Annotated in this window: 15 protein-coding genes; 5 read left to right on the forward strand and 10 right to left on the reverse strand. The window is 71.9% G+C overall.

Annotated elements, in window-relative coordinates; translation table 11 throughout:
• Positions 1-1,962 (forward strand): tetratricopeptide repeat-containing protein kinase family protein (locus VI238_RS04095; RefSeq protein ID WP_331648733.1); only part of this gene is annotated, 1,962 nt, incomplete at its 5' end.
• A 223-nt stretch (positions 1,963-2,185) separates the two neighbouring features.
• Here the strand turns inward: VI238_RS04095 and VI238_RS04100 are convergent.
• The 4 genes from VI238_RS04100 to VI238_RS04115 all read right to left on the reverse strand — a co-directional run bounded on the left by VI238_RS04100 (position 2,186) and on the right by VI238_RS04115 (position 4,622).
• Entirely contained in the window at positions 2,186-2,755 is a 570-nt protein-coding gene (locus tag VI238_RS04100) for a hypothetical protein (protein WP_331648735.1), read from the reverse strand.
• Between the two features lie 233 nt (positions 2,756-2,988).
• Entirely contained in the window at positions 2,989-3,450 is a 462-nt protein-coding gene (locus VI238_RS04105) for a hypothetical protein (protein WP_331648737.1), read from the reverse strand.
• Between the two features lie 67 nt (positions 3,451-3,517).
• The gene (locus tag VI238_RS04110) at positions 3,518-4,105 is read right to left on the reverse strand and encodes a DNA-deoxyinosine glycosylase (protein ID WP_331648739.1); all 588 of its coding nucleotides are present in this window, start codon (positions 4,103-4,105) and stop codon (positions 3,518-3,520) included.
• Positions 4,077-4,622: a peroxiredoxin gene (locus VI238_RS04115; RefSeq protein ID WP_331648741.1), complete on the reverse strand. Its 546-nt coding sequence runs from the start codon at positions 4,620-4,622 to the stop codon at positions 4,077-4,079. The genes VI238_RS04110 and VI238_RS04115 overlap by 29 nt, the downstream gene beginning before the upstream one ends.
• Positions 4,623-4,744: 122 nt before the next feature.
• Here VI238_RS04115 and VI238_RS04120 point away from each other — a divergent pair, with 122 nt between their 5' ends.
• Positions 4,745-4,972 (forward strand): hypothetical protein, encoded by a 228-nt coding sequence (locus tag VI238_RS04120; RefSeq protein ID WP_331648743.1) that lies wholly within the window; start codon positions 4,745-4,747, stop codon positions 4,970-4,972.
• 84 nt (positions 4,973-5,056) lie between these two features.
• Here VI238_RS04120 and VI238_RS04125 read toward each other — a convergent pair whose 3' ends face one another.
• Both VI238_RS04125 and VI238_RS04130 read right to left on the reverse strand, forming a co-directional pair.
• Positions 5,057-5,776 carry a hypothetical protein gene (locus VI238_RS04125; RefSeq protein ID WP_331648745.1) on the reverse strand — a complete coding sequence of 240 codons (720 nt, stop codon included), beginning with the start codon at positions 5,774-5,776 and terminating at the stop codon, positions 5,057-5,059.
• A gap of 68 nt (positions 5,777-5,844) precedes the next feature.
• Complete coding sequence (locus VI238_RS04130; protein WP_331648747.1) at positions 5,845-6,420, reverse strand: DUF4124 domain-containing protein; 576 nt, start codon at positions 6,418-6,420, stop codon at positions 5,845-5,847.
• A 175-nt stretch (positions 6,421-6,595) separates the two neighbouring features.
• Here VI238_RS04130 and dinB point away from each other — a divergent pair, with 175 nt between their 5' ends.
• Positions 6,596-7,678 carry a DNA polymerase IV gene (gene dinB / locus VI238_RS04135; protein WP_331648750.1) on the forward strand — a complete coding sequence of 361 codons (1,083 nt, stop codon included), beginning with the start codon at positions 6,596-6,598 and terminating at the stop codon, positions 7,676-7,678.
• Between the two features lie 42 nt (positions 7,679-7,720).
• Here dinB and VI238_RS04140 read toward each other — a convergent pair whose 3' ends face one another.
• Complete coding sequence (locus VI238_RS04140) at positions 7,721-8,686, reverse strand: DMT family transporter (RefSeq protein ID WP_331648752.1); 966 nt, start codon at positions 8,684-8,686, stop codon at positions 7,721-7,723.
• A gap of 8 nt (positions 8,687-8,694) precedes the next feature.
• Positions 8,695-8,883, reverse strand: coding sequence for a hypothetical protein (locus tag VI238_RS04145; RefSeq protein ID WP_331648754.1), 189 nt, complete (start codon positions 8,881-8,883; stop codon positions 8,695-8,697).
• A gap of 110 nt (positions 8,884-8,993) precedes the next feature.
• On the opposite strand from VI238_RS04145, the gene VI238_RS04150 reads away from it, so the two are divergent.
• Complete coding sequence (locus tag VI238_RS04150; RefSeq protein ID WP_331648756.1) at positions 8,994-9,959, forward strand: LysR substrate-binding domain-containing protein; 966 nt, start codon at positions 8,994-8,996, stop codon at positions 9,957-9,959.
• 55 nt (positions 9,960-10,014) lie between these two features.
• Here the strand turns inward: VI238_RS04150 and VI238_RS04155 are convergent, their stop codons facing one another.
• Entirely contained in the window at positions 10,015-10,974 is a 960-nt protein-coding gene (locus VI238_RS04155) for an MBL fold metallo-hydrolase (RefSeq protein ID WP_331648758.1), read from the reverse strand.
• 173 nt (positions 10,975-11,147) lie between these two features.
• Between VI238_RS04155 and VI238_RS04160 the strand changes: the two genes are divergently transcribed.
• Entirely contained in the window at positions 11,148-11,828 is a 681-nt protein-coding gene (locus VI238_RS04160) for a glutathione S-transferase (RefSeq protein ID WP_331648760.1), read from the forward strand.
• A gap of 10 nt (positions 11,829-11,838) precedes the next feature.
• Here VI238_RS04160 and VI238_RS04165 read toward each other — a convergent pair.
• A partial coding sequence (locus tag VI238_RS04165; protein WP_331648762.1) for a hypothetical protein occupies positions 11,839-13,614 on the reverse strand: 1,776 nt, incomplete at its 5' end.

Raw genomic sequence — 13,614 nt, forward strand, 5'->3', positions numbered from 1 at the left:
GTCCAGCACGCGCACCAGAAGGGCATCATCCATCGCGACCTCAAGCCCGCCAACGTGCTCGTGCGCCGCGTCGACGGCACCCCGATGCCGAAGATCATCGACTTCGGCATCGCCATCGGCGGCAGCGCCGGCAGCGAGGGCGTAGCCGCGTCGACGACGAGTTCCGATCGCGCCGGTACCACGCTCTACATGAGCCCCGAACAGGCACTGCATCCGATGCGCGGCATCGATACGCGCAGCGACGTCTATTCGCTCGGCGTCATGCTCTACGAGGTCGTCACCGGCGCCGATGCCGCCGCGCTCGGCTCGCTCGCCCACCACTCGACGCGCGCGCCGCAGCAGACCCTGCTCGCCGCGATCGACAGCGATGCGGACGTCGACGCATCGCCCGACGCGTCCGCGCTGCTCGACGCCGCGCGACGGCTGCCGCACGAGCTGCGCGCGATCCTGCGCAAGGCGCTCGCGACCGATCGCGCCGATCGCTACGACTCGGCCGCCGCGCTCGCGGACGACCTCGAGCGCTTCCGCGAACGGCGTCCGGTCAAGGCCCTGCCGGCGTCACGCTGGTACCTCGCGCGCACGTTCGTCGCGCGCCACCGGCTCGGACTCGGTGCAGCGGCCCTCGTGGCGCTCGCCCTCGTCGGTGGCACCCTGCTCGCATGGCGTGGCCTCGCCGTCGCGCGCCAGGAAGCGGCCAAGGCCGAGCGCGTGTCGGCGTTCGTGCGCAACATGCTCGCCGGCATCGATCCGGATCGCGCGCGCGGCATGGACAATCGCCTCCTGCGCTCGATCCTCGATTCCGCCGCCGACCGCGCGGAGCGGGAGCTCGCCGCACAGCCGGACGTGCGCGCGGAAATCGAGCGCACGATCGCGAGCAGTTATTCCTCGCTCGGCGAGTTCGCGCTGGCGGGCAGCCATTTCGACGCGGCCGTCGCCGCGGCACGCGAGGCCGGGCTGCCGCCGGCCGCGAGCGCCGACATCGCGAGCCAGCGCGCGCTCGGGCTCAATGCGGCCGGCCATCCTCAGGATGCACTCGCGGCGGCCGAGGCCGCGTTCGCGCTGGTGCGGCACCTGCCCGACGACGACCGCGGACGCCTGCTGGTGGAAAGCCGCCTGGCCTCGATCGAGCGCGACGCCGGCAAGCTCGATGCCGCGCGCGCGCGCTACGCGCGCGTGATCGAGCGCCAGAAGGCGCTCTTCGGCGAAGACGACGACGCGACGCTCGAGAGCGAGCAGGGCCTCGCGATCGCCGATTTCCTCGCTGGCCGGTTCGATGCCGCGCGCCCGCTCCTGCAACGCCTCGTCGCGACGTATCGCATACGCCGCGGCGCCGAGGACATCAAGACCGTCGGCGCGCAGGTGAGCCTCGCCGTGCTCGAGAACGAAGACGAACATCCGGCCGAGGCGGCCAAGCTCCTCGCGCCGCTGCTGCCGGTCGTGGAGAAGGTGTACGGACCCGATCATCCGCGCACGCTCGTCGTGGTCATGAATCTCGGCAGCGCGCTGCGCTACGACAAGCGCTACGACGAGGCACGCCCCTACTACCTGCGCGCGCTCGAGCTCGCGCGCAAGCTCTACGGCGATACCGCGCCGCGCACGCTCATGGCCGAAGGCAACCTCTCCCTGATGCTGCGTGACGCGGGCGACCTCGAGGCCGCCGAACGCCATGCGCGGTTCGTCTCCGACAACGCGGAGAAGGCGTTCGGCGACAACCCGTACCGCGCCGCGATGTATCGCGGCTACGCGACGGTGCTCACCGCGATGGGTCGCTATGCCGACGCCGAGCGCGAACTCGACCGCGCGTGGGCGGTGTTCGCCGCCGCCGCAGGCTATGGCCCCGACCATCCGCGCAGCCAGGAAGTCGTCGACAGTTACCGCGCGCTCTACGACGCGTGGAAGAAGCCCGACAAGGAGGCGGAGTGGGCCGCCCGCAAGCGCGGGCCGCCGAAGTCCGCGGGTTGAACCGCGACCGACGCGGGCTCGCGGGCGGCGCTGCAGCCAGGCGAACGGCGCGACGCGTCCAGGGCATCGCCGACGCGCGGCGCGGGACGCCACGCCCGCGCGCATGCGCGGGTATCCGCCCACGGGCGCTTCGACCGCCGCAGGGCGAGCCTCTGTCCCCGCCAGGACCGCGGCGGTCGCGGCGGGGCGAGGCGACGGCACGCCCCGGTTGGGTGTCGCCGATTCAGAAGCTGCGCACGCGGCGCGGCTTGAGCAGCAACGACATGCCGATGCCGGCGAGGAGCCAGCCGCCGAACTGGTCGGCGAAGTCGCCGATGAGGAACGAGGTCGAGAAGCCGTACCACGTCCACTGAGACACCGAAATCGACAGCCAGGCGGCGATGCCGATCGCGGCCATCGACAGCACGCGGCGACCGACGCCGCCGCCGAGCTGCACGAGCAGCAAGGCGCCGAACAGCGCCGCGAGCACATTGGAGGCGAACTCGCTGACGAGCTGGCGCGGCGACATCGCTTCGCCGCCGTTCGGTCGGTAGACCATGAGTCCGGACGGCCCGCTCGCAATGCGCTGCTTCCATGCCTCCTGCTGATCCGGCGTGGCATGCGCGAAATCCAGCCACGGGAACGCGTACATGCCCGGCTGCGGCACCTGCCCATCGAGGCTTGCGATCACGGCCGCCTCGTTCGGCAATGGCTTGAGCGCTTCGCGCTCGAACGGCAGCAGCGTGTGCGCCACCGCGCCCCACACGAACATGAGGAAGCCGCCGACGATCGCGGCCAGGATGACACGGACCATGGATGACTCCCCGGTTTGCGGACGCAATGGCGCCGATCATACGCGTGCCGTGCACGCAATGGAGCGGCATCCTGCGCCGCGATCCGGGGCCCTGTCGTGATCGCGCCGGCGCCGTCCCTTGCAACGTCGCCTCGGACGCGGCTCGCCGCACGTCGCGGACACCCGCGCGCGCGCAGCGGCCGGGTGCGACGGGCCGCGCGTGGCGGCCCGTCGCACCCGGCCCGATACGCGCGTTACTTGCGGATCGCGCCCGTCTTTTCCAGCGTGAAGGCGCCGACGCTCACGCCGAGTTCCACCCCCTCGCCGGCACCCGCGAGCGCGAGCGAGACGGTGCCCTTGGTCAGCACCTGGGCGGTACCCGACTTGACCGCACCCGCGCTCGCGTCGCCCTGCGCATAGGTGCCGAGCACGTCGCTGATGTTGTGCACGTCGGTGAAGCGCCCCGTGCCGTTGTCGATGTGCGACTTGCCCACGGTCAGGCCGCCGCCCTTGGCCGAGATCTTCACGTTCATCGATTCGCCGTTCTCGCAGCTGACCACGCCATGCCCTTCGGCATGCTTGAAGATGAGCGACCAGCCGGTCAGCGAGAACTTGAGCTTGCAATCCAGGTTCGCCGATTCCGCATGCGCCTGGGCCGAACCGAACAGCGCCAGCGCGAGGCCGGCGGCGAGCACCGAAAGCGTACGTTGCTTCATGGGACAACCTCCTGTGTTGGGCCGGGCGCAGTCTCGCGCCGCCAAGCTGAATGGCGCGGGACCGCGGTCAACCCGCCGCGCTGTGCGTCCATGCGAGCAACTCGCGCCAGCGCTCGAGCTTGTCCATGCGGGAAATCGACGCGTTCGCCGGACTCGTCGACGGCAGCGCGAGCACGGCGATGCGTTCGCGTCGCACGGCATCGATCGCGGGCTCGATGCGCCGTCGATACACCTGCAGCGCTTTTGCGCCGTTGAGCGCGATCGCGACGATCGTCGCCTCACGCGCCAGCAGGCCCGGGATGTCGTTGGCGACCTCGCTCGCGACGATGATGTCGCTGTCGAGGCTGCCGCGCCGCTCGCAGCGCTCGAGCACGTCCCAGATGCCGAGGCCGCGCGCGTGCAGGCGTGCAATGCGCTCGGCGTACGCGTGTTCGGGACCGGCGTCGTAGAGCTCGCCCATGAACGGCCAGAACAGGTTCTGCGGGTGCGCGTACGACTGCCGTCGGGCGAGCGAGGCGAGGCTCGGCACGGTGCCGAGCACGAGTACGCGGCAGCCGGCGCCGACCTGGGGCGGGAAGCTCTCGACGCGCGGCGCCGCGTTCGGCGCGGCGCCGCCGTCGGCTGCGTCAGCCGGCCTTCTTCTTGAGTTCGGCAAGGTCGGCGAGCACCTGCTTGGAGTTCTCCTTCGGATCGACGTCCTTGTAGCGCTTGGCGACCTTGCCTTCGGGATCGATGAGGAACGTCTCGCGACGCGCGTAGCTCATGCCGAGCTTCGAGGTCAGCACGCCGTACGCCTTCGCGGTCGACTGGTCGGCGTCGGAAAGGAGGCGGAACGGCACGTGATACTTCTCGGCGAACTCGGCGTGCGACTTCACGTCGTCGAGGCTGACGCCGAAGACGTCCGCACCGGCCTTGCGCAACGCGACGATGTCGTCGCGGAACGTGCACACCTCGGTCGTGCAGCCGGGCGTGAAATCCTTCGGATAGAAGTAGAGCACGGTCCACTTGCCGCGCTCCTGCGCGAGCGTATGCCAGTCGCCCTTCTGGTCCTGCAGGCGAAAGTCGGGCGCGGCGTCGCCGACCGCGGGACCGGCCGATGGCGTTTCGTCGGCGAACGACGGCGCGGCGACGAGCGCGAGGACGAAACCGAGCAGGCAGGCGAAGCGTTTCATGGCGGGGAACTCCGGTGGGGGACGAAATCGGGCAGCCAGTCTACGCCGCCGCGTACGGAAGACCGGGCATCGCTGCACTTTCATTCAGAATGGATACGGTATTCGGAAGCCGGAGGCGACGCATGGCAGGCATGGTCCTCAAGCATCTGTACCACGCGCGCGGCAGCGACGGCCGCGACTACGAGGTCCACGTCTACGTCGAGCCGGCGAGCCGCGAGAACGCGCACATCGAGCGATTGGCCAGGATCTGCCTCGCCGATGGGGGCGAGCTCGAGGTGCTGTCGAAGCGACATTACCGGGTCGTCGCGAGCGGGGTCACGCTCGAGGCGCACGATCCGGATGCGATCTGAGGCGCGTCATCCAGACAGCCCGCGCAAGCGACGCCCTTGGCGCGCGCGCCAAGGTGCCGGCGGCGGCCCGTCACGGCGCCGCCACTACTTCTTCTTCGCGAGCTGCGGAAACTTCCCGGGGTCGAAACCGCCGACCTCGAACACGAGCGTGCGCGGCGGCTTGCCCTTCTCGGTCACGTCGATGCCGAGCTTCTGCGTGCCCGAGAGCTTCGCGATGAACCCCTTGTCGTCCTTGACGAACAGCGCCGGCTCACCGGTTTCGGGCAGGTACGCTGCGATCTTCTGCGGCTTGTCGTCGAAGCGCGCGGACAGGCTGCAGGTGCCCTTGCACTCGAAACCCTTGCCGCCACCGAACAGGTACACGCTCTGCCCCCACGCCGAATGGCGGCGCAGGATCAGCCGCACGCGCTTGTCCGCGGCCAAGTCGCTGCTGTAGATCGACGCGGTCACCTGGTCGCCGCCCGATTCCTTGCCCGACTGGTAGCTCCACAGCGCGACGAGGCGTCGACGCGCCGCGATCTCGGTCGCCTTCGCGGTCGCATCGGCGAGCGTCTGCTGCACTTCGTTCGCCGCCGCGCTGCCGGGCCACTTGTCGACGACCTCCTTGCCGATCGGCGCGGCGAGCTCCCATTGCTGCTCCTTGCGCAGCGTGCGGTAGAGTTCGAGCGACTTGGCCTGTTGCGCATCCGCGACCGGCGCCGTGGCGGGTGCCGCGGGCGTCCCCGCGTTCGGTGGCGGCTGCGACGGCGAGCACGCGCCGACGAGCGTCGCGGCGAGTACGAGCGTAGGAAGGCGGCGACGCATCGGCGATGCTCCGTGGCGGAGGAAGCGCCCATCCTACCCGCATGCGTCGTCGCGCGCGGACGGTTCGCTCAATGGCGGCGGCACGGATCCCGACCCGCGTTGCGTTCGTAGGTCGACACGGTCTCGTCGTGCTCGCGCCCGTTGCGTCCGCCCGGGTGCTCGAGCCGCCGGCAGGCCTCCGCTCGCGGCAGCGGCGATGCCGTCACGCCGATCGCGCCCGAGCCCTTGCTGCCCCCTCGACGCGTGCCGACGGGCGCGCCGTGCGATGCCGCGATCGACTTCGGGCACGCTCCATGGCGATAGAACACCTCGCCGTCGGCGGCGCGGCATTCCCACGACATCGCGCTGCGCGCGCCCGCCGGACCGCGGGGCCGCCGGCCCGCGCGTGCCGGCGGCTGCGAGCGGCTCCGGCCATGCGTTTCGAGCGCGCGCTCGTGGCCCGCGGCAGGCGCGGCGGCGGGCAGCGGGTCCAGGGCGACTTCGGCCTGCTGCTCGCCCGTCGCGCAGGCATGGTCCTGATAGGCGACCTCACCCCGCGCATTACGGCAACGATAGACGGAATCCGCGTGCGCCACCGCCGCGAGCAACAGCAGGGTACCGGCACACAAGCGCGCGTACCGGCACTGCCGACGGCGTTCCCGCATGGCACCTCCTCGTCGCGATGAAGGCGGACATGCTGCGGCACGCGCGCACGAGCGACGATCGCCGCGATGCGGGGAACCGCGCGCGAATGCGTCGCGGGGCGGCGTGCGATGGTTCCGATCGCACGCGTGCGACCAGCGCACTGCCCGACGCACGGTAGTAGCATCGCGCGCTCCGATGCAGCGGTCCGACGCGGTGCGCAAGTTCATCCACATCGACATGGACGCGTTCTATGCGTCGGTCGAACAGCGCGACGACCCTTCGCTGCGCGGCCGCCCCGTCGTGGTCGCCTGGCGCGGCGCGCGCTCGGTCGTCTGCGCGGCGAGCTATGAAGCGCGTACCTACGGCGTGCGTTCGGCGATGCCCGCGGTGCGCGCCGAGCGCCTTTGCCCCGATGCGGTGTTCGTGCCGCCCGACTTCACGCGCTACAAGGTCGTGTCGCAGCAGGTGCGCGCGATCCTTCAGCGCCATACCGATCTCGTCGAGCCGCTGTCGCTCGACGAGGCCTACCTCGACGTGACCGAGCCGAAGTCGGCGTTGGCGAGCGCGACGGCGATCGCGCGCTCGATCCGCGCCGAGATCCGCGCCGAAACCGCGCTCACCGCGTCGGCCGGCGTCGCACCGGCGAAGTTCCTCGCCAAGATCGCGTCCGACTGGCGCAAACCCGATGGCCTGTTCGTGATCCGCCCGCACGACGTGCAGGAGTTTCTTGCGCCGCTGCCAGTCGCGCGCATCCACGGCGTGGGCAAGGTCATGGAGGGCAAGCTCGCCGCGCTCGGCATCCGCACCGTCGGCGAGCTGCGCGCGTTCGATGCCCACGCGCTCGAGGCACGCTTCGGCCGCCATGGTCGCCGCCTGTCCGAGCTCGCGCACGGGATCGACCACGGCGAGGTGCGGCCCGACCGGCCGACGCAGTCGATTTCGTCGGAGGACACGTTCGCGACCGACGTTCCGCTCGACGCGACCGAGCCGATGGTCCGCGCGCTTGCCGCTCGCACCTGGGCCGCGAGCCGACGCACGGAGCGCGTCGGCCGCACGGTCGTGCTCAAGCTCAAGACGCGCGAGTTCCGCATCCTCACGCGCAGCCGCACGCCGGAAGTGCCGCCGCGCTCGGCCGACGAATTGACCGCGATCGCGCTTTCCCTGCGCGACGCGGTGGCGCTGCCGACGACGACGTTGTATCGCCTCGTCGGCGTCGGCCTCGGCAACTTCTACGATCCGGACGACACGCCCGGGCAGGCGGCGCTGTTCGACGCCTGAGCGGTCGCTGCGTTCTCCGCACCGGCCACGATGCCACCCTCCTCAGCGGATCTGAACCTGCACGCCGTGCCACAGCGCCGTGCACGTGCGCACGAGCGCCGATCGACGCGGCGGCACGGCTGCGGCCGCCGGTGCGCCGCGCACCGACAGCACGACGCCGACGAGCGTGAGTGCGCCCCCCGCGATCGCGAGCGCGCCCATGGTCTGGCCGAGCCAGAGCCATGCAATCACCCCGGCGATGAGTGGCTGCGCATACAGGAAGCTCGACACGATCGACACCGGTGCGCGCGAGAGCGCGAAGCTCCACGCGATGTAGCCGAGCACGGTCGGACCGACGCCGAGCCAGATCGCGCTCGTGAGCTGCGCGCCCGACGCGAGCGCGAGCTTCTCCGGCAGATGCAGGCCGAACGGCAGCAAGCCGATGGTGCCGACGAAGATGCTCGCCGCGGTGAAGCCGATCGGCGTCGTCCGCTGCAGCAGCGGTTTCTGGAACACGAAGTAGATGCTCGTCGCGAGCACCGCCACGAGCACGAGCAGCGCCATCGGCTCGAAGCGGATCACGCGGCCCGAGCCGAACGTAACGAACACCGCGCCGACGAATGCGATCGCGAGGCCGACGAGCATGCGACCGCCGAGCACTTCGCCGAGGCGCAACGCGGCGAGCGCCGCGACCACGCCGGGGGCGATCGACACGATCACCGCGGCGGAGCCGGCCGGCACGCGCGTCATCGCGTAGCCGAGCGAGAGCTGGTAGACGGTCATGCCGAGCAGCGCGAGTGCGACGACCGCGGGCCAGTCGCGCCGCGGCGGCAACGCGATCCAGCCGGCCGCGACCGGCACAGCGAAGATCGCCGACGCGACGAGGAAGCGCAGCAGCGCGAGTTCCGCCGGCGCGAACGCCTGCAGGCCGTAGGAGATCGCCGGAAACGCCGACGACCAGATGAAGATCGTCGCGCCGGCCGCGAGCAGCGGCAGCGCGGCGAGGGTGGGACGCGTGCGGATGTCCATGGCGAACCTCAACGGCCGGGGGTGGAGCGGCTCGCCGGGCCGCCGTTCGTGGGCACCGCGCCCACGGGCGGCGCGACAGGGGGTTGGCGACTGGCGCTCGCGCCGCGACGCGCGGCGTCGTGCGGCCACAACGGTTTCGTGGGATAGCCTTCGAGACCCAGCAGGGCTTCCGCGAGGGCATTCAATTCCTTCAACATGGCAGCGACTCCGACGACTTGCGGGTTTGACCCGGTAAGCGCGACGATAGGCCGATTCCGTGCGCCGCAGTAGCGACATGTTTGATAGCCAGACTTGAGGAAACTTCAAGATGGATCGAGCTCCCCTGAATGCGCTGCAGGTGTTCGTGACGGCTGCGCGCGCCGGCAACATGACGCGCGCGGCCGAACGCCTGCACCTGACCGTGAGCGCGCTCAGCCACCAGGTACGCCTGCTCGAACAGCGTCTCGGCGTGACGTTGTTCGTGCGCGGCCCGCGCGGACTCAAGCCGACCGCCGAGGGTGCGATGCTGCTGCAGCGCGTCGGCATGCACCTGGACGCGATCGAAGAGGCGCTGCAGCCGCTGCGCGCGCGACGCGACTGCGTGCTCAGCATCAGCGCGCTGCCCTCGCTCGCCTCGAGCTGGCTCATGCCGCGGCTGCCGCGCTTCGTCGCGCAGCATCCGGACTTCGAGTTCAACCTCGACTCGTCGATCGCGCGCGTCGACTTCGCCGATGGCCGTTTCGACGGCGCGTTGCGTTATGGCCCGGGCAACTGGGAAGGCGTCAGCGCCGAACTGCTGTTCGAGGAATGGCTGACGCCGGTGGCGAGCCCGGCCCTGCTCGCCGGGCGTCGGCGGCCGCGCCTCGACGAACTCGGCGAGTGGCCGCTGCTGAGCCCGGATGACCCCTGGCCGCGCTGGTTCGAGCAGTTCGGCGGCAAGGAACCGAAACGCTACGTCGCGACCTTCAGCGATTCGGACACGCTGCAACGCGCGACCGTCGAAGGCATGGGCGTGTCGCTCGGCCGTGCGACGCTCATGCGGCCGCTGGTCGAGAGCGGCCGCCTCGTCGTGCTGTTTCCCGAACGCATGAAGGCGCGCTACGCGCACTACCTCGTCTATCCCGAGCGCTCGACAAGGCACAAGGGCTTCCAGGCGTTCCGCGAATGGCTGCATGCGGAAGCGGCGGCGTTCCGCGACGGCGGCGCCGCGGATGCGATGCCGCTCGCAGCACCCGCGCGCGATGCGCGCACGAAGCGCGTGCGCAGCGCGCCCGCGAAGTCGTCGCACCGCTGAGCGCTCGCACGCCACGCTCGCACGGGGCACACCGCGAACCGTTACACGTGGGCGGTCACGCGCCGCAGCGTTCGCGCATCTTCGCCCGGTCGACGCGCAGGCTGTTGTCGATGTAATAGTCGAGCAGTCCGCGCGCGAGCTTCTCGTCGGAGGCGGGAATCAGCGCATGCGCGTCGCGCATCCAGCCGTCGACGCAGGCGGCCTTGGCGGTCTTGCCCGCGGCGCACGCGAGCAGGTGGTCGAACGCGCTGCGCCAGGTCGCGAACTGCCCACGGTCGAGCGGTGCACCGTGGCCGGGCACGATCCGCACGAAATCGACCTTCGCGAGATGCCCGAGCGCCGTGCGCCAGCGCGCCGGGCACGCGGTGTCGAACAACGGCGCCGGCAAGGTCACGAGATCGCCCGCGGCGAGCGTGCCTGTCGCCGGGTCGAACAGCCAGACGTCGCCGGCGGTGACGGCGCGCGTCTCGAGCCCGAGCTGCAGGCGGCGGCCGGCAAGCGTGCGCTCGACGCCCTGCGTCACGCGCTCGTCCGGGAACAGCGCCGGCCCGGCGTCGATGAGCGCGAGCTCGTCGCGCAATGCGGCCTTCTGCGCCGCATCGCCGCCCGGCGCGGCGAGGTTCTGCTCGATCTGCGCGCGGTACTTCGCGAGGAAACCGCGCATCGCCTGCTCGATCGCACCGCTCGCATGCACGCGCACGCCGGGATACGCCTGGCGCAGGCGCGCATTGCCGCCGACATGATCGAGATGCCAGTGGCTGTTGACGATCGCGGTGATCGGCAGGTCGCGCTCGCGCGCGTACTCGATGATCGCGTCCGTGTGCGCGGCATGGCGCCCGCTGTCGAACACGATGAGGCCGCCCGCGCCGTCGAACACGAGGGTGTTGCCGTCGGGCTGCTCGCCCGCGACGAATCGGCCCGGCAGCAGGCGCACGCCCGGGGCCAGCTCGTCGGCCGCGAGGGCGGCCGTCGCGAGCGAGGCGGCCATGAGGCAGGACACGATCCGGCGCAGCATCGGCGCACCCTCCTGGAAGTCGGGGCGAGCTTCGCACGCGGCGCCCGCCGCGACACCTGCCGTTCGTCCGGGGTGCGTACGCACGCGCGGCGAAGCGTGGCGCGGGCGCGCCGGATGCCGGCGACGCCGGGTCGACGTACCATCCCGGGCCACTCCGATGCGGAAGCCGTCGCATGGCGATCGTCGTCCACCACCTCAACGACTCGCGCTCGCAGCGCGTGCTCTGGCTGCTCGAAGAACTCGGCTTGCCGTACGAGATCGTGCCGTACCGGCGCGACCCGCGCACGATGCTCGCGCCCGAGACGCTGCGCCGCGTCCACCCTCTCGGCAAGGCGCCCGTCGTCGTCGACGACGGCCGCGTGCTCGCCGAGTCGGGCGCGATCGTCGAGTACCTCGCCGAGCGCTACGGCGGCACGACGCTCGTGCCCGTGCGCGATTCGGCCGACTGGCTGCGCTATCGCTACTGGATGCATTACGCGGAAGGCTCGGCGATGCCGCCTTTGCTGCTCAAGCTCGTGTTCGATCGCGTCGAAGGCGCGAGGATGCCGTTCTTCGCGCGGCCGATCGCCCGCGGCATCGTCGCCAGGGTGCGGCGCGGCTTCGTCGATCCGCAGCTCGCGCTGCATCTCGACTACCTGGAGCGCGAACTCGCCGCGCGTGCGTGGTTCACCGGCGATGCGTTCGGCGCCGCCGACATCCAGATGAGCTTTCCGATCGAAGCGGCGGCCGGGCGCGCCGGCCTCGACGCGACGCGCCCTTCCCTGTGGCGCTGGCTCGAGCGGGTCCAGGCACGGCCGGCGTACCGCCGCGCACTCGAACGCGGCGGCGGGTACGCGTACGCGCGTCCCGCGTGACGGCGGGGCTTCACCCGGCCGATGCGACCGCGGCGGCGTCGGAGCGCACCGCGCGCTCGACCAGCCAGAGCATCGCGACGAGCGCGAGCCAGACGAGGAAGAACGGCCAACGCGGCAGCGCGACCGCGCGCACGTCCGTCGCCGCATCGTCGCGCGGGCGCGCGAGCGCGCGTGTCGCGTCGCGGACGCCGGCCGCGGCGAGAGCGATGGCGTCCTCGCGCGCGCGCACGTGGAACGCGCGCCGGCGATCGCCGTCGATGAGCGCGTGCCAACCCGCCTCCGTCGGCCAGTACGCGGCGCAGCGCTCGCCCGCCTCGTCGACGACCGCCAATGGCGTGCGCCTGCCGGCCGGCGATTCGACCGCCGCGTCGGCGGGGACGCCACAGAACACCGCGCGCTCGTCGACGCGCGCGTCGATGGGCACGCGCGGCGACGCGGTCGTGCGCGCGCGCGCGAGCGTCGCGAAGGCGTCGCTCCACAGGCTGCCGTAGCGCGCGCGCTCGCCCGCGAGCGCGAGGCGAAACGCGTCGTCGAGCCACCACAGGCCGACGCGGCCCTGCCCCCGCACGCGCCACGCCGCGAGCAGCGTGCCGTTGTCGGCACGCACCAGCGGTGCCGCGTCGGACCCGTCGACGTCGACCGGACGGCGCGCGAGCGCGAACGGCGCATCGGCGACGCCGGGCATGCGCTCGAGCGCGACCGCAGGCGGTGCCTGCGCGCTCGCGCGCACGTCGAAGCCGAGCCCGGCCCAGTCGCGCGCGACGTCGTCCGGCAACGGACCCGTCAGGCGCAGCAGCAGACCGAGGCCGTCGTCGACCGCATGGAGCAACGCCGCCTTCGACGCGGCGCCGAGCGCGGACCACGCGCGCTCGTCGACGAGCACGATGTCGGCCTGCGCGAGCGTCGTCGCATCGAGCGCGGCAGCGCCTTCGACGAGCGCGACGCCGTCGCTGAGCGCGACGCGGCTGTCCAGGCGCACGCCCGCATCGACGGCCCAGCGGCGCAGGTACTTGAGCTCCGCATCGGGGGCGCCCGCGAGCACGAGCAGCGCGAGCGGATCGCCGCCGAGCACCGAAACGGGCACCTCGACGTCGTCGATGCGAGGGCCGTCCGGCTCGCTCGCGCGCAATCGCAGCGACAACGTGCCGGGCGCGCGCGCCTGCGCCGCGAGCGCGAACGCGCCCTGCGCATCGGCGAGCGTGTTCGCGACGACCAGCCCGGCAGGATCGAGCAGTTCGATGCGTGCGCCGGGCGCGCCTTCGACCCGACCGCCGATGCGCAACACGTGGCCTGCGAGCGCCTCGCGCGGAGCGTCGAGCGCGACGATGCCACGCGGCAGCGGCGCCGCATCGAAGCCGGCCATGCGACCGCGCGCGGCATCGCGATCGCGCGCGGGCAGGCCGCCGCCGATGACGCGCACGCGCGACGCGTCCGCATGCCGGCGCATCGCCGTGCCGAGATCCGGCACGCGCTCGACCGCGCGCGGTGCATCCACGCCAGGCAACGCAACGACGTCGTCGCCGCGACCGAGCGCGGCGAACTGCGCCGGCGTCGTGCCCGGCGTCAGCACGACGAGTTCGCCGCCGCGATGCGCTTCGCGCGTCGTCGGCGGGTACAAGCAGAACCACAGCGCGAGCGCCGCGAGCAGTTGCGCGACGATGCGCACGCCGCGACGGCCGCGGCCGTCGCGCGCACTGCGCCAGGCGCCGAGCAATGCGGCGGCCGCGAGCAACAATGCGACGGCGATCGTCGTGTTCATCGCACGGCCTGCGGCGCGGCGAGCGCG

Origin of the sequence: Dokdonella sp. (assembly GCF_036518555.1) — a bacterium.
In the GTDB taxonomy this organism is placed as follows: Bacteria; Pseudomonadota; Gammaproteobacteria; order Xanthomonadales; family Rhodanobacteraceae; genus Dokdonella_A.